Origin of the sequence: Myxococcus llanfairpwllgwyngyllgogerychwyrndrobwllllantysiliogogogochensis (genome assembly GCF_006636215.1) — a bacterium.
Taxonomy (GTDB): Bacteria; Myxococcota; Myxococcia; order Myxococcales; family Myxococcaceae; genus Myxococcus; species Myxococcus llanfairpwllgwyngyllgogerychwyrndrobwllllantysiliogogogochensis.
In genome coordinates this window covers 1-16,108 of record NZ_VIFM01000248.1, presented here as the reverse complement: position 1 = coordinate 16,108, position 16,108 = coordinate 1, and the positions used below count along the sequence as shown (strand labels likewise).

Here is a 16,108-nt window from a genome sequence, read left to right as displayed (position 1 = left end):
AGGTCCCGCCCTGCTCAAGTGCCTGGCCGCGTGCGCGGTCATCACGGCCGTGATGATGACGGTGGCGACCGTGACGCTCGCGGGCCTGGGCGCCTTTCCCACCTCGGAGCTCCGGCAGCATCTGTTCGTCGACGGTGGCATCGGCCTGGTGCTGAGCCTGCCCGCGGGGGTGTGCACGTTCGTGTATTCCCGAATGGCGGGCCGCATCCACGGGCGGGATGCGCGCGTGCGCGAGGCGGAGGCGCTGCGCGAGCGTGCCGAGTGGCTGGAGGCGGAGGCGCGCTTCGACTCGCTGTCCGCGCGCCTGCAGCCACACTTCCTCTTCAACACCCTCAACTCCATCGCCACGCTGGTGCGCGAGGACCCGCGCGCCGCGGAGGCCATGGTGGAGCGACTGGCGTCCGTGCTGCGCTCCTCGCTGGATGCGGGGGCGGGGCGCCATGTCCCGCTGCTGCGCGAGCTGGACCTGGTGTCCGACTATCTGGAACTCGAGCGGGTGCGACTGGGCGCGCGGCTGCGCTGCTCGCTCGACGTGCAGCCGGGCCTCGAAAGGTTCGCGGTGCCTCCCTTCGCGGTGCAGACGCTGGTGGAGAACGCCGTGAAGTACGCCGTGTCCCCGAGGCGCGAGGGTGGCGAGGTCCGGGTGGTGGTGCGCGCGGATGCCGGCCGCGTGTACCTGGAGGTGCGGGACGACGGCCCTGGTATCGAAGGGCCGCCGCCTCCAGGGCACGGGCTCGACATGCTGACGCGGCGACTGGTGTCCTCCTACGGGGCGGAGGACGCGGGCCTGTCCATTGCGCGGGGCGAGGGCGGTGTCGGCGCGTGCGTGCGGGTGTGGCTTCCACGCACGGAGGCCGCATGAGTGCACCAGGGCTCCTTCGCGCCGTGCTGGTGGATGACGAGCCGCTCGCGCTGCGGCGCCTCGCTCGCATGCTCGAGGAAACGGGGCGTGTGACGGTGGTGTCCACGTACACCGACCCGGTGGAGGCCGCGGAGGCACTGCGCGCCGAGCCCCCGGACGCCCTCTTCGTGGATGTATCGATGCCGGGCATGAGCGGCTTCGAGCTGGTGCGGGCGCTCCCCATGCCGCCGCCCGTGGTGTTCACCACCGCCTTCGACACATACGCGCTGCAGGCCTTCGAGGTGAGTTCCGTGGACTATCTGCTCAAGCCGGTGGACGCGCGAGGCCTCACGCGTGCGCTGGACAAGCTCGCGCGCATGCACCCCATGCTCGCGCAGGAGCGGCTGCGTGCGCTGGAAGCGGCACTCCAGCCCCCCACGCCGCTGTCGCGGCTCACCTCCAGGACGGGCACCCGCGTGCGTGTGGTGGAACTCGCGGACGCCACGCACCTGTATGCCGAGGACCGGCTCGTCTACGTGGCGCGTGCCGGGCGCACCGATGTGGTGGACATGTCGCTCGCGGAACTCGAACGCCGACTCGACCCGACGCGCTGGCTGCGCATCCACCGCGCCACGCTCGTCCATCTCGATGCGATTGTGGAGGTCCTGGGGGGCTACGGCGACGCGCGTGTGCACCTGAAGGACGGGACGGTGCTCTCCGTGGCGCGCGACCGGCTGCGCGAACTCCGTGAGCGGTTGGGTGGCACCCGGAGTCCCGCTGGCCGTCCATGAGGCAGCAAGCCCTGGAGGGGCACTCCAGTGCGCGAGATTGCCCGCGTCAACGGGGAGGGTGGCAGCGACGTAGGAGGCGAGAGTTCATGGGGACTCCAGGGTGTGGCCGAGGTTGCGGTCCACCACGGTGAATCCCGAGGACTGGTAGAGGGCGACAGAGACGGGGTTGCCCTCGAAGGCGTACACAACGGCCTGCCTGGCCCCCAGCCCGCGCATGCGCCCGAGCCCCTCGTGAAGGAGCGCACGCCCGAGCCCGCGTCGCCGGTGCTCTGGGGCGCATGCCACCGGCTCGAACTCGCCTACCGCGTTGGCCTCGTCGAGCCAGCCCAGCGCGCAGGCCGCGAGGCTGCCGTCGGGCGCCTCGATGACGAGGTCCAACGCGGGCTGGTAGCGCGGTGCCTCCATGAGGCGCGCGTACACCTCCGTCGTCACCCGCTCGGTGCCGAAGCCGCGCCGGTGCACGAGGGCTCGCGCGGCCACCTCCTCGGGGCCCCGCATCGCGCGCACCCGATAGCCCTCGGGCAGCGGAGGCGGCGAGGGAGGCAGCGCGTGCAGCGGCAGCGCGAGGTGCAGATAACATCCGCCCGTGGTGCGCAAGCCCAGCCTCCGCAGCGCCGCGAGCAGCGGGCCATTGCTCTCCAGCGCCCACAGGGTGGCTGGCTGCGGGGTGCGCCCGTGGCGCGCGCGCACCCAGGGCAGCACGTCCACCGCGAAGGCGTCCGCGTGCTCGAGTGGGTGGACGAGCAGGTCCACGTCGCCGTTGCCATAGGCCCACGCGAAGCCAGCGAGCTGCCCGGGCGCGCGCTCCCAGAGGGAGATGTCCTCCCGTGGCAGCACCTGTGCGTTGCGCAAGAGGCGCCAGGTCAGGTCCCCCACCGCGCACTCCACATGGGGGCCGCGCTCCGCCCAGGCCTGAACCACGAGGCGGGCCATGGCCTCGTGGTCGGCCACATCGCGATAGGGGCGGAGACGGAGCACCCCTCCATTCTACACCAGACTGTGATTGAGCCGCACTTCGGCTCCGTGCGAGCGGTCAGGCACGCAGGACAGCGACCGCTTCGACTTCGAAGAGCATCCCGTCCAGCGCCAGCCGAGGAACGGGAATGAGCGTACAGGTCGGCTTCATGCCGCCGCTCCAGGCCGCGTCCAGCTCGGGGCCGATGATCCTGAGCTTCTCCTCCGTGTGGTCCACCACGAGCATCGTGAGCTTGGCGACATCGCCGACGCCGGCCCCCACGGACTCCAGGGCCGTGCGGACATTCTGGAACGCCTGTCGCACCTGGAGACGGAAGTCGGGCTCGAGGGCCCCGGTCTCACGCTCCCCACCTTGCCCCGCCAGGTAGATGAGCCGGGTGCCGGGCGCCACCTGCGCCACATGCGAGAAGCCGTAGGGCGCCGGGTCGAACAGTCCCTTGGGATTCGTCAGGACCAGCGGCGACGTCTTCGAGGGTTCAGCGGTCTGTCCCATGGTTCACCTGGAGGAGACCTGGAGGCGACTCATCCAGGTTCGGAGTTCGGACCCGAATATGCGAGTGAGCACCCCGAGCTTCAATTGAATCGGGGGCGAGGCCCGCGCGGGTTCCGGCCATGGTCAACGTCGCACGTTCAAGGCCTCCGGCGCGGAGGCGTGAGTGCGCCTCCGCGCCGGGAGTTCAGTGGACCGCGGGCTGCTCCGCGGAGGGTGCCTCGTCGGAGGGTGCCGCGACGGCGAGCCTCTCGTGTTTGTCGCGGGCGCGCTCCAGTGCCTGGTCGATGCTGAAGCTCGCGGGGCGCTGACGGGGCGGGAACCGCTCGAAGGTCTTCAGGAACTCGCCGACAATCTCTTGCGCGGGAACCAGGGCGAACCCGCGCTCGGCGAACCATCGGTCGTAGTACATGGAGGCGTCGGTGTCGGCCCGTTCGAAGGGGTCGCTCCGGAGGTTGAAGAGCTTCGGGATGCGCAGCTCCGCGAGCGGCTCTCGCCAGACGCTCAAACCGTGGGCTCGCTGCTCCATGAAGACGACCTTCCAGGCGCCAACTCGCAGCGCCATCAGGTCCCCGTCGTCGCTCCAGTAGAAGAAGCCGCGACGCGGGTTCTCCTTCACCTCGCCCTTGAGGAAGGGCAGCAGGTTGTAGCCGTCGATATGGACGTTGAACGTCTTGCCGCCAGCCGTGTGGCCGCGCTCCAGCTTCTTGACGATGTCGCCCTCGCCAGCCGCCGCGAGCAGCGTGGGCAGCAGGTCGGTGTGCGAGAACATCTCGTTCGACACGGTCCCCGGCTCGATGACCCCCGGCCAGCGGATGACGCAGGGGACTCGCCAGCCACCTTCCCAGTTGGTGTCCTTCTCGCCGCGGAACGGGGTGCTGCCGCCATCCGGCCAGCTCATCACCTCCGCGCCGTTGTCGGTCGAATAGATGACGAGGGTGTCGTCGGCGATGCCGAGCTGGTCCAGCTTGTCGAGCAGCCTGCCGACGTGCCCGTCATGTTCCACCATGCCGTCCGGGTAGAGCCCCAGCCCGGTGACGCCCTGGGACTCCTTCTTCAGGTGCGTGAAGACGTGCATGCGCGTGGAGTTGAACCAGATGAAGAAGGGTTTGTCGTCCGCATGGGCCCGGTCCATGAAGCCCAGCGTGGCTTCCACGAACTCCTCGTCCACCGTCTCCATGCGCTTCTTCGTCAGCGGCCCCGTGTCCTCGATGCGCTGAGTGCCGTCGGGATTGGCGAAGCAGTGCAGCACGCCGCGCGGCCCGTAGCGCTGACGGAAGCCCGGGTCCTTGGGGTAGTCCGAGTTCTCCGGCTCCTCCTCCGCGTTGAGGTGGTAGAGGTTGCCGAAGAACTCGTCGAAGCCGTGCATCGTGGGCAGGTACTCGTCGCGGTCGCCCAGGTGGTTCTTGCCGAACTGGCCGGTGGCATAGCCCTGCGGCTTGAGGAGGTCCGCGATGGTCGGGTCCTCGGCCTGGAGCCCCAGCTTCGCGCCGGGCAGCCCCACCTTGGTGAGGCCCGTGCGAATGGGGGACTGACCGGTGATGAAGGCCGCGCGGCCCGCCGTACAGCTCTGCTGTCCATACCAGTCGGTGAAGCGCGCGCCCTCCTTCGCGATGCGGTCGATGTTCGGGGTGCGGTAGCCCATCGCCCCTTGGTGGTAGCAACTGGGGTTGAACCACCCGATGTCGTCTCCCCAGATGACGAGAATGTTCGGTTTCTTCTTCTTCTTCATGACGTCTCCCTCGCGCGGTGGGCGACTGGCTCCTGGACGTCATGAAAGTGGGGGGGCAGGGGGAGGAGGCAAAGCTGGTGACGGTCAAATGCTCGCTGTGGCTGCTCCCCTCGGGGCTCCGCATGGCCCTGCGTTCGTTCCTGTCGTCGACACTTCAGCGTATCGAAGGGCAGGTCGCGGGCTCCAGGTAGAAGGCTTCCCACGAGCCACCGTCGGTGGGATTGCAGATGCCCCCGTTGCCGCCGTTGCCACTCTGGATGGGAGCGCCCGTGGTGACTTCCTTCCAGTTGCGCGCGGTGCCTGTCGACGCCTCGAAGCCATATCGATTGCGGCCGCCGTGGATGCCGCAGTCGTGGCGGGTGAACGGCTCCGCCGTGGTGAGCGTGGCGCTGGCGGTGAGCTGGTCCGTGACCACCGCCAGGAACGCGCCGCTGGCTCCCTTGAGCTTGTATTTCGCGCCGCTCGTGACGAGTTCGAAGACTTCGCCACTGGCCTGCGTCGTGCCGAGGGCGGCCACCTTTCCAGCGCCGTCGACGGTGAGCCACTTGTCGCTGCGCTCGCTCTGGATGCGGAAGCAGCCCGCGCCGCCGCTGGTCTCGGTGCGGCACGTCGCATCGCAGCCATCGCCTGACTGGGTATTGCCGTCGTCGCATTGCTCGCCGCTCTCGACGGTGCCGTTTCCGCACACGGGTCCGGTGCTTCCATCCGGGCAGGTCACCGGTTCCAGGTAGAAGCCCTCCCAGGCGCCGCCATCACCCGCGTTGCAGGCGCCGCCATTGCCGCCGTCGCCGCTCTGGATGGGTCCGTCCGGCGTGGTCTCCTTCCAATGGGGCGCGCTCCCCGCCGAGGCCTGGAAGCCGACTCGATTGCGCCCGCCATAGCCGCAAGGGAGCTGCGTGAACGACTCTCCGCTGGAGAAGTTGGCGCTCATCGCGAGCTGGTTCGTCACCACCGCCAGGAACGCGTCGCCCGAGCCCTTGAGCTTGTACCGGGTGCCGGTCGGAACGAGCTGGAAGATCTGCCCGCCTGCTTGTGTCGCGCTGCCGGCGACGACCTTGCCGGCGGTGTCGACGATGAGCCACTTGTCGGAGCGCTCGCTTTGAATCTGGTAGCAGCTCCCGCCCGAGGTCTCGACGAACGTGGCCGTGTAGGTGGCCGCGCTGCCAGGCGTGGTGAAGGTGTGTGATTGCGCGCCGCCGTCCGACCATGACGAGAACGCCCAGAATCGTCCGTTCGCGTACTGCGGCGAGTCCACGCCCACCGAGCGGACGACGCCGACCACGCCGGTCGTGTCATGCGGCGCCGCGAACGGCCGCCCGTCCATCAGCACCTGCAGTCCCCCTGGCACGCTGGTCACCTGGAGCGGCACCGTGACGGGGTGGACGTCGCGATACGTCGTGTGGGTGAGGCCAATCGAGTCTCGCACCGTGAGCCGCAGGCGATACCAGACGTTGGCGGAGCTCTCGCCGATGCTGGGGATGGGCCAGCTCCCGCTCGCGACGCCGGTCGTATCGGCCATGGCGGGATGCGTGTGGGTATCGTGATGGAAGGTGATGTTCCAGGTCATCGCGCTCGGCGGCAGCGCGCCATCCTCCAAGTCGCTGGCCGAGCCGGAGAACAGCATGGAGGTGGCCGCGATATAGGTCGCGCCCGCGACCGGAGTCGCGATGGTGGCCACCGGCGGTTTGTTGGACGTCACCGTCAGCACCGCCTCGGCGCTGGTGACTGAACCCAGCCCGTTGGTCACGACCACCCGGAAGCGCGCGCCGCTGTCGGCGAGCTGCGCGGCGTTCAGCACGTAGCTCGTCGAGGTCGCGCCGGCGATGTTCCCGCCGTTGCGCTGCCACTGATAGGTGAGAGGTGGCTCGCCACTCGCGGACACGGTGAAGGTCGCCGGACCGCCGACCGAGACCAAAGTGCTCTCCGGTGGCTGCGCGATGCTCGGCGGCAGCGAAGCCGTGTAGGCGATGCGACCCACCTGGCCCGTGCCGCGCGCCAGATAGTAGAGCGCGCCGTCGGGCCCGACATCGAGGTCCACGGGCCCCGAGACGGCCGTCGCGAACAGCGAATTCGCGCCGGTGTTCGGGTTGATGCGCGATATCCAATTGTTGGTGTAGTCCGCGAAGAAGTATTGGCCGACGTACGCGCTGGGGAACGCGGAAACCGGTGGGTTGTAGAAGGCCCCGCCCGCGATGCAGTTGCCCGAGGCCGTGCCGGAGCCATGCGGGTACGCGAAGAACGGCTGCGTGAGCCCCGGGCGGTTCGTGAAATAGCCTTCCGTCATCGGCCAGCCGTAGTTGGCACCGGCCTGACCGCGGTTGATTTCTTCCCAGCCGCCTTCGCCCACGTCGTTGATGAACAGCGTCCCGGTGCCGGGCTGGACGTCGAAGGTGAAGGGATTGCGCAGCCCCATTGCCCAGGTCGCCTTGGCGAGCCCCGTGGCCGTCGCATAGAACGGATTGTCGGTGGGAATGCTCCCGTCCGAGTTGAAGCGCAGCAGCTTTCCAAGCGGCGTGTTCAGGCTCTGCGAATTGGAGGAGACCGCGTTTTCGCCGACCGAAACGTAGAGCTTGCCGTCGAGTCCGAAGCGAACCGCCCCGCCGTTGTGGTTGGCGGCGTCGAGCGTCGGAAGGTCGGCGAGCACCAGCTCACTTCCGGCAACCGCCACGTTGCCGTTGGCGGTGAAGCGGCTGACGCGATTGTGAATGCTACCGGCGACCGACGTGTAATAGACATACAGGTAATGGTTGTTTTCGAAGTTGGGGTCGAACGCGACGCCCATCAGTCCCCGCTCGTTGCCGGTGTCCACGGCGAGCGTCAGGAACGGAGTCGCCAGGAGCTGGCCGTTCTGGACGATGCGCAGCGAGCCGTTCTTCTCCGAGACGAACAGGCGCCCGTCGGGCGCGAAGGTCATGGTGGTGGGCCCCTGGAGGCCACTGACGAAGACGGAGTCGGCGAAGTTGGCGTCTTGAATGACCGCGCCCGCGCGAGCGCTCGCGAGCTCTGAGGGCTCCGGCGTCGACGGCATCGAGCAGCCCACGACGAGGGAGAAGACCGCCCACACGACGAAGAGCGGCCTGGGGCACCACGCTCCTACACTCGTTCTCACCTGTGATGGCATCGCGACCTCTCCCGGTTGAACAGCCTCACGCGGCCCCTGGGGCTGCGTGAACGTTGATGGCGCTGTCCTGGTTTACATTGAAAGACTGTTTAGCGGGAGTGGCATGAAACCCAGAGCGACTGACAGGCATAAAGTTCGAGGGTAGGTGAACGGGCGGAGGTGCGGGTGCGCCGCTTCCTTTCATGTCAGGGAATGAATTGGGGGGCTGGCGCCAACGGGCTGCCTGACGAATCGACGACGACCGATTCCAGGCTGCCGATGATGCGGATGCCCTCCGTACCTCCAGCCGGGCAGTTTTCACCGCGGCTGAAGTTCGAAACGGCGACTGCCCTTGCCGCCGCGCGAGCCGCGGTGCTGAACGTGCCCGCGGGGCGCTCACTTGCCCTGAAAGGGCTTGAGGAGCTGTGCCCGATAGCCCACAGGGAAGTCCGGCTCCTTGGCGATGCCGAGGTCGTCCGAGGAGAACCGTCGCTCGGGTGTGTAGAACCACGTGCCCAACAGGGTGTCCCAGAGATGGGTGAACAGACCGAAGTTGACGTCGCCGACGCCTCCCCACTTGAGGTGGTGGAAGCGGTGTCCCGCATTGAGGGCCAGCACGTACTTCAGCCGCCCCACCGTGTAATCCGCGTTCGAGTGCTGCATCAGGAGCTGCACGACCGTGAGTGCGGCGAGCGCTGTCGCGACGCTCGAAGGAAGCCCGATGAGCAGCAGTGGCGCCACGCCCACCGTCAGCTCCAATGCCTGGTGGAGCGGATGCTTCATCAGCCCGTTGAAGCCGTAGAAGCGCTTCACGGAGTGATGCACGGCATGGAATCTCCAGAGCGCCGGCACGCGGTGGCTCAGCCAGTGCGTCAAGGTGACGCCAAAGTCGAAGACGAGCACGGCGAAGAGGACCTGGAGGACGAACGGCCACGCATGAGGCCACGCGTCGTGCAGACGCACCCAGCCTGAAAGAAAGGGCAGCGCGAGCACGGCCAGGACATTGGAGGCTTCGTTGACGAGGAAGTGGAGGAGGTCTCGACCGACGTCTCCATGAGAACGATTCCAGTCGGGCTCGTAGGGGATGGCGCGCTCCGCCAGGAAGGAGGCTCCAATGGCTGCCAGGAGGAGGCCGCCAAGCCACGCCTTCGAGGCACCGCCGTGGGCCAGGGCCAGGGCCGCGCCATTGACACCCAGGAGCATGAAGAGCGGGTAGCCCACGCGGAGCGCCTGGCGCGCCGGGGATGTTGAAGAGGCTTCGAGGGGAGTTGTCAGCATGGGAGGAGGGTGGCATCGCCGCACCTCCGCTGACTTGGAAGAACTGGCTACTTGCTGGGCGCGAGCGGCTCGCTCACCCACCCGATGCCCCGCGCGATCTCCGAGGGGGCCAGTCCGAACATGCGGTGGAATGTGTTGCTGAGGTGTGAGCTGTCCGTGAAGCCCGCGACGTGGGCTGCCTGCGTGAGGGTGGCGCCGCCTTGGAAGGCTTCGGTGGCCCGGCGGAGGCGAAGCCAGAGGATGTAGGGACGCAACGGGATGCCCACGCTGGTGGAGAAGAGATGTCCCAACCGGCTGGCGGACAGTCCTACCTCCCGTGCAAGCGCGCTCTGGCTCACATCGCCCGCCTCGATGCGGCTCGGGAGAAGTTCAATGAGGCGCTTGATGGCCGGGTGTACCGGACCGGGAGAGGTCTCCTCGCCCATCAGCTGAGCCAGCAGAGCCTCCACGAGTCGCGTCCAGTCCTCCGCGCGCACCGACTCGGTGGGGAGGGGGACGCGAAGCAGTGGCGTCCCCATCTGAATCCACGCCGCCGAGGACTCGCCCACCTCAAGCCGCCGCAACCCGCGACCTCTCCGGTCGTCCGGGTCCACGAAGACGAGCAACGCACGTGCTGTCCCTCGCTCGATGCGATGAGGGGTGTCCGGAGGAATGACGGCCACCTGTCCCTCCGTGCGGCACCCCTGCGCATCCACGAGTGGGAGCGGTTCTTCGGTGGCGCGGATGAGCTGGAACGCGTGATGCGCATGCTCCTGGGTGGGGCCAATGGTTCCCCAGTACGCCAGCCAGCGCGGGCCTACCATCGCATGGCCGAGCCATCGCTTCTCTCGCGGCACGCCCGTCTTCTACCAGGACTGGAGCTCCGCGTTCCTGGAGATGCCGCGTTGACCCGTGGCCGACGCGGCGCTCATCGCACGCTCATCCGTCGGCTATCGACTTGCCGAGAGCATCCAGCGTCACTTCTTCGGGGGCGCCTCGACTCCCGAGAAGACCAGCACCTGTTCCGGGAGCCGGGCGCCGCGGAGTTCGACCGCTGAGACGGCGCTATTCAGCTCAGCGAGTTCGGCGGACGTGAAGCGCACGTCAGCCGCCCCGATGTTCTCGAGCATGTGCGCCATCTGTGTCGTCCCCGGGATGGGGACGAGCCAGGGCTTTTGTGCCATCAGCCAGGCCAGCGATATCTGAGCGGGCGTGGCACGCTTCTGCTCGCCCCAGCGCCTGAGCAGGTCGAGGAGGGCCAGGTTGTGCGGCAGGTTCTCGGGAGCAAAACGAGTCTCGGCGCCGCGAATGTCGCCTGGAGCGAAGCGCGTCCTGGCGTCGATGGCGCCCGTGAGGAACCCCACGCCGAGCGGACTCCACGGCACGAAGCCGATGCCCAGCTCCTGGCAGAGCGGGATGATGAGCTCTTCGGGGCCGCGCCAGAGCATCGAGTACTCGTTCTGGACGGCGCTCACGGGCAGCTCGGCATGAGCGCGGCGCAACGTCCGCGGCCCCATCTCGGACAGGCCCCAGTGCAGAACCTTGCCCTGGGCCTTCAGCTCCTTGACGGCTCCGGCGACGTCCTCGATTGGGACCGCCGGGTCGACCCGATGCTGGTAGAGGAGGTCGATGCGGTCCGTGCGGAGGCGCTTGAGCATGCCCTCGACGACCTTCTTGAGATGGTCCGGGCGGCTGTTGAGGCCTGGGCGGCGCTCGCCAGTCTCAAGGTCGATGTTCCAGCCGAACTTGGTTGCGATGACGACCTTGTCCCGGAACGGAGCGACGCCCTCGCCGAGAATGCGCTCGACTTCATGAGGACCGTACGCCTCGGCCGCGTCGAAGAAGGTGACGCCCCGGTCGAAGGCGGTCCGGATGATGTTGTGCATCTCGGGCCGGCTCGGAACCGTGGTCTGGTAGGTGCGGCTCATGTTCTGGACGCCGAGCCCGATGCTGGAGACCTCCAGCGCGCCCAGTTTTCGCCGTCCGAGCGTCTGGGGTGAGGGCGGCGGGCTCGCCGCCGCCGGCTTCGTGGAGACCTCAGCGGCCGCACAGCCCAGCAGCGGCGCGGCGGCAACGGCTCCCGCCGACAGCAGGAGGGAGCGGCGTCCCATCGCGTTCTTGCGTTCTGCTGTCATGTTCAGGGGTCCCTCAAGGCACTGCGTTCAGGTCGTCGCGAGCCTGCTTCGGCTCGCCCGCGAGCGGCATGTCCGCGAGGGCATGCACGCCGCTCGAGATGGCTCGGGTCATTACGCTTCGGGGATCGCGGTGCCGTAGTTGGCGAGGGTGATGCTGTCGGGGTCCGGTCCGCCGCGGACCTGGGTATCGAGCGCGTCAATCGCGGCGAGTTGCTCGCGAGTGAGCTCGAAGTCGAAGACGTCGAAGTTCTCGGCGATGCGGGAGGGCTTGACCGACTTCGGGATGGCCGAGCGGCCCTGCTGCAGATGCCAGCGGAGCATCACCTGGGCGGCCGACTTGCCGTACTGGCGCGCAATCCCGAGCAGTGTCGGGTCGTCGAACGTGGTCTTCGCGCGTCCCCCATAGGCGATGACGCCGCCGATGGGCGACCAGGCTTGGGTCGCGATCCCGTGCTTCTCCTGGACGCGCCGCAGTGCCGTCTGCTGGAAGTATGGATGCACTTCAATCTGGTTCACGACGGGCACGACGGACGCCGCGCCCAGCAGGCGGTCGAGGTGCTCGGGCATGAAGTTGCTCACGCCAATCGCTCGCAATCTGCCGTCCGCGAGCAGCTTCTCGAGCGCCCGGTAGGCTTCGAGGGTGCGGTCGAACGCGGACGACAGCGGCTGATGCAGGAGCAGCAGGTCGAGCCGTTCGACGCCGAGCTTGCGGGCGCTCTTGTCGAACGCGTGCAGTGTGGCGTCGTAGCCGTAGTCGCTGATCCAGACCTTCGTCTCGATGAACATCTCGTCGCGGGCGATGCCGGAGCGACGGATGCCTTCACCGACCTCGCGCTCATTGAAGTACGCGGCCGCGGTGTCAATCAGCCGGTAGCCGGTCCTGATGGCTGCTTCGACGGCGCCCACGGTCTCGGCCGGAGGGCTTTGGAAGACGCCAAGGCCCAGGGCTGGCATCCGTACTCCGTTGTTGAGGGTGATGGAGGGGCTTTGCGTGCTCATGGTCCTGTCCTCCCTGCGCGTCCGTTGCGTGGTTCGTGGCAGGCCTCGATTCGAGGCTCCGCACCGACGTTCGGGAAACGTAGCCACGCGGGCCGCACCGGACTACGTGGCGAGCGGGCGAAGGGTCTTGAAGCTGCGGTTGCGAATGGCTGCGCCTACCCAAAATCCAGGGGCTGTGTCACGGATGCGTCAGAACGCGCGAAAGGGCGGCCCTGCCTCCCTGTCCATGGAATGGAGTGCGCCGACACTTGGGGTGACATAGCGTCTTCCCATGCAACCGGGTCTGGCCTCCGTCATCCTCGTTCTCTGCCTCGTCAGTGGTTGTGGGAAGTCCGCCTGGCGGACTCACGCCTTGCCTCGTGGACACATCCAGCTTCCACGGGCCCAGGGACCGGTCGACCTGGAGCTTCCCCCTCGGGGCACGGTCGCCGCGGCCCAACACCCGGATGGCACTCCACTGTGGATGGTCCATCGCGAGGACGGCACCGTCGCTGTCTTCTCCGCGCTCGACCCATGGAGGGATGCTCGCATCCAGAAGCGCACCGTCGGCTGGCGGCCCACCCTGCGACGGTTCGAATCCGAATTCGTCTGGGATGACCACGGCAGGAACCTGGGACTCGTCGAGTGCGAATTCTGCGTCGATCCTCCCGACCCGGAAGACCTTCTCGAAGCGCCCAGGGATTTGGATGTCTTCGCGGTGGAGCGCCTCCCCGGTCCTTCAGAGCGCGTCCGCGTGGGTGCCTTACTCCGGGGGGCGAAGCGTCGGATTCCCAAGCAACTTGTTCCCGAGGCGAAGGAGGCGCGCTGGGAGGCCGCGGTGCGCCACCCGCGGTCGATTACCGAGGCCCTGGCGCTCCCCGAAGGCACGACTCTCAGCCTCGACGGGAGGGTGGTGCGAGCCGCCGGCGAGCCGCCGCGCATCTGCGAGTACGTGCGCCACGACATCTGCTGTCCCAAGGACGCGCCCCGGCTCTATGACGTGGATGGCATCCCCCTGGACGAGTCTGGCCCGCTCCTCATGAGCCACCAGCTCTTCCTCCTCCGCCGTTACCGCGACGGGTTCGTGCAGTACGAGCCTGGGAGGGAGCTCGACATCCCGCTGTCCTTCACGACCCTTCCCAAGCCGCCCGGCTATGACACCTGGGACCTCACGAAACCTCCGCCACGGAGCATCTGTAGATGACGCTCCAGGTGGCGGTCTCCTCGTGGTGGGCGCGCGGCGCCACCGGCAGGTGACGGACTCCTGCTCGCCGAGGGGGTGGGGCTACTTCCCCTGCTGCTTTCGCTCCAGCTCCTCGCGGAGGCGGTCCTCCTGCGCGCGCAGCTCGGGCGTGAACTCCTGTCCGAAGTCCTCCGCCTCGAACACCGGACGAATCTCGAGCACGCCCTCCTCACCCGGCATCGGGTTCGGGCAGCGGCGCGCCCACTCGACCGCCTCCTCCATCGACCGCACCTGCCACAGCCAGTAGCCGGCAATCAGCTCCTTGGTCTCGGTGAAGGGGCCATCGACGACGCTTGGCTTCTTGCCGTCCTGGAAGACCAGCCGCTTGCCCTTGCTGCTGGGGTGGAGGCCTTCGCCGGCGAGCATGATTCCCGCCTTCACCAGTTCCTCGTTGTACTGGCCCATCGCCGCGAGCATCTCTTCCTTCGGCATGATGCCCTTCTCGGAATTCGGGCTCGCCTTCACGACCACCATCACGCGCATGTTCGTCTCCTGATTCGAAGGCAGGAGTGTTCCCGCCCTTCAACCTGGCGACGAGTCTCCGCGCGGCAGATCGACATGGCCCACGACTTTTTCGAAAGCCATGTGATTACAGGCGGTTGCGCGTAAGCCGCGCGTGCCGGTCCTTGACGCGGACTCGGCCTCCTCAGGATGCAGCGACCGGAATCTGGGAAGGCCCCGCCTCGTACATCGACTCAATCAACGCCGCGTATTTCCGTGCGACGGCGTGGCGCTTGACCTTCAGCGACGCCGTGAGCTCGTCACCATCCACCGTGAACGGACCGGGCGACACGCGGAACGTCTTGATGCGCTCGAAGGACGCCAGGTTCGAGTTCGTCTCCGCGACCAGGGTCTGCAGGACGCTGGTGATTCGAGGGTGCGTGGGGTCCGCCGGAATGCCCTCGCGTCGAGCCACCACGGCGAGTATCTCCGTGTCGAGCGCGAACAAGGCCGTGCAGTAATTCCGCCCCTCACCCATGACGACGGCCTCCTGGACGAGCGGGTTTCGCTTGAGCTGGGCCTCGATCTTCAGCGGCGCGACGTATTTGCCACCGCTCGTCTTGATCAGCTCTTTCTTCCGCCCGGTAATCCGAACGAATCCCTCCGCATCGATGGAGCCGAGATCTCCCGTCCGGAACCATCCGTCCTCATCGAAGGCATCACCCGTTGCATCCGGACGATTCAAGTACCCCCGGGAGATGTTTGGCCCGCGAGCCAGCAGCTCACCATCCGACCCCAGCTTGAGCTCGCATCGCTTGAACGGCCTTCCAACGGTCCCTGGACGCACGTCCTCCTTGCGATTGACCGTCAACCCAGGGCACGTCTCCGTCAGTCCATAGGCTTCCAGGACGGTCAGCCCCAAGGAGAGAAAGAACATCTGCACATCGACGCGAAGCGCGGCGGCTCCCGAGAGGAGAACGGAGGCGTTGTCCAACCCCAGCCGTGCGCGCAGCTTCGCCAACACGAGGCGTTCCGCCAATCCCCGCTGAGCCGCCAGCAACACCGGCAGCGGCCTGCCGGCGGAGCCCTGGGTCGCGACTTGATGACCCACGCGCAGGGCCCATTCCAGAAGCCATCGTCGCAGGCCGTGCTCGCTCTCGATGGCGCTGGTGACCTTCGCCATCATCTTCTCGAAGACACGGGGCGCCGCCGGGAAGAACCCCGGGCGCGCGGCGACAAGGTCCGCTGCCAGCGTAGGCACCGACGACATGACCAGCGGCGCGCCGAAGAACGGACCCGCGAACTCCACCATGCGTCCGAAGGAGTGCGCGGCGGGGAGGAATAGAAACAAGCCGTGCTTGAGCACGTTGTCATCCAACAGCCCCGCGTCCGCGACGTCTTCGAGCATCGCCAACATGTTGTCGTGGGTTTGAATCACCGCCTTCGGGGCTCCGGTGGTTCCCGAGGTATAGGTGAAGGTCGCGACGTGCTCGCGTCGAATCAGCGACGCTCGTCGGCGCATCTCACCCTCCAGCGCCGCGCGTCGGGCGCGCCCCCGTGCCTCCAGGCTCTCCAGGCTCTCCCAATCATCCGAGGGAGCAAGCCCGGCCGGATGGAGGACCACCACCTTCGCTCGGGCACCGAGTTCGTCCGGCGAGTAGCGCCTGTCGAAGAACGTGAAGCCCTTGCGAAAGGCTCGCACCTTGTCGAGCTGACTCCCGTCGTCCACGACGATGAGCTGTGCCGCGGTGTCCACGTGCATGTAGCCCACCTCTTCGGGCAGCAGGCTCGCGTAGACGGGCACCGTCTTGAGACCGACGCTCAGGGCGGCGAAGTCGACGAGACACGACTCCATCGTGGTGTTTCCGACGATGGTGATGCACGCGCCATCATCCACCTGACCGGCGCTCAACAACCCCGCCGCGATGGCTTCGATGCGCGCTGGCAACTCCGACCAGGGGACGTCGACATAGGCCTCGCCCCGGCGAACACGGAATGCGACGCACTGCGGCGACGTTCGCGCCCGGTCGAGAATCATCTGGGAGAGGGACGGGTGTTCGTGGGCCATGAGGCCACCTCTGTTCGAACGAAGAGTCATCGGGACGGGCGGGGTAGGGGACAGGGG

13 protein-coding genes are annotated in these 16,108 nt (G+C 67.5%); 3 read left to right on the top strand and 10 right to left on the bottom strand.

Annotation, left to right across the window (positions count from 1 at the left end; translation table 11 throughout):
- Both FJV41_RS38985 and FJV41_RS38980 read left to right on the top strand, forming a co-directional pair.
- Positions 1-862, top strand: an 862-nt coding sequence (locus tag FJV41_RS38985; protein ID WP_141647691.1) for a sensor histidine kinase, incomplete at its 5' end; no start/stop codon positions are given.
- Entirely contained in the window at positions 859-1,632 is a 774-nt protein-coding gene (locus FJV41_RS38980) for a LytR/AlgR family response regulator transcription factor (protein WP_141647690.1), read from the top strand. The genes FJV41_RS38985 and FJV41_RS38980, both read left to right, overlap by 4 nt.
- 84 nt (positions 1,633-1,716) lie before the next feature.
- Here FJV41_RS38980 and FJV41_RS38975 read toward each other — a convergent pair whose 3' ends face one another.
- The 8 genes from FJV41_RS38975 to FJV41_RS38940 form a co-directional block, all read right to left on the bottom strand.
- Positions 1,717-2,610 carry a GNAT family N-acetyltransferase gene (locus FJV41_RS38975; RefSeq protein WP_141647689.1) on the bottom strand — a complete coding sequence of 298 codons (894 nt, stop codon included), beginning with the start codon at positions 2,608-2,610 and terminating at the stop codon, positions 1,717-1,719.
- A gap of 55 nt (positions 2,611-2,665) precedes the next feature.
- Positions 2,666-3,100: a RidA family protein gene (locus FJV41_RS38970; RefSeq protein ID WP_141647688.1), complete on the bottom strand. Its 435-nt coding sequence runs from the start codon at positions 3,098-3,100 to the stop codon at positions 2,666-2,668.
- A gap of 184 nt (positions 3,101-3,284) precedes the next feature.
- Positions 3,285-4,829: an arylsulfatase gene (locus FJV41_RS38965; RefSeq protein WP_141647687.1), complete on the bottom strand. Its 1,545-nt coding sequence runs from the start codon at positions 4,827-4,829 to the stop codon at positions 3,285-3,287.
- A gap of 154 nt (positions 4,830-4,983) precedes the next feature.
- Positions 4,984-7,938, bottom strand: coding sequence for a PQQ-dependent sugar dehydrogenase (locus tag FJV41_RS38960; RefSeq protein ID WP_246137695.1), 2,955 nt, complete (start codon positions 7,936-7,938; stop codon positions 4,984-4,986).
- Positions 7,939-8,325: 387 nt separating this feature from the next.
- A complete protein-coding gene (locus FJV41_RS38955) occupies positions 8,326-9,207 on the bottom strand; it encodes a sterol desaturase family protein (RefSeq protein WP_141647685.1) in 882 nt (293 codons plus the stop codon).
- Positions 9,208-9,254: 47 nt separating this feature from the next.
- Complete coding sequence (locus FJV41_RS38950) at positions 9,255-10,043, bottom strand: AraC family transcriptional regulator (protein WP_246137694.1); 789 nt, start codon at positions 10,041-10,043, stop codon at positions 9,255-9,257.
- A 120-nt stretch (positions 10,044-10,163) separates the two neighbouring features.
- Positions 10,164-11,321, bottom strand: a complete 1,158-nt coding sequence (locus FJV41_RS38945) for an aldo/keto reductase (protein ID WP_141647684.1) — start codon at positions 11,319-11,321, stop codon at positions 10,164-10,166.
- 111 nt (positions 11,322-11,432) lie between these two features.
- Complete coding sequence (locus FJV41_RS38940) at positions 11,433-12,320, bottom strand: aldo/keto reductase (RefSeq protein ID WP_141647683.1); 888 nt, start codon at positions 12,318-12,320, stop codon at positions 11,433-11,435.
- Between the two features lie 352 nt (positions 12,321-12,672).
- Between FJV41_RS38940 and FJV41_RS38935 the strand changes: the two genes are divergently transcribed.
- Positions 12,673-13,503, top strand: a complete 831-nt coding sequence (locus tag FJV41_RS38935; RefSeq protein ID WP_181791240.1) for a hypothetical protein — start codon at positions 12,673-12,675, stop codon at positions 13,501-13,503.
- 81 nt (positions 13,504-13,584) lie between these two features.
- Here FJV41_RS38935 and FJV41_RS38930 read toward each other — a convergent pair whose 3' ends face one another.
- The gene (locus FJV41_RS38930; RefSeq protein WP_141647681.1) at positions 13,585-14,025 is read right to left on the bottom strand and encodes a YciI family protein; all 441 of its coding nucleotides are present in this window, start codon (positions 14,023-14,025) and stop codon (positions 13,585-13,587) included.
- Positions 14,026-14,188: 163 nt separating this feature from the next.
- Complete coding sequence (locus FJV41_RS38925; protein ID WP_141647680.1) at positions 14,189-16,051, bottom strand: AMP-dependent synthetase/ligase; 1,863 nt, start codon at positions 16,049-16,051, stop codon at positions 14,189-14,191.
- Positions 16,052-16,108 lie beyond the last annotated feature (57 nt).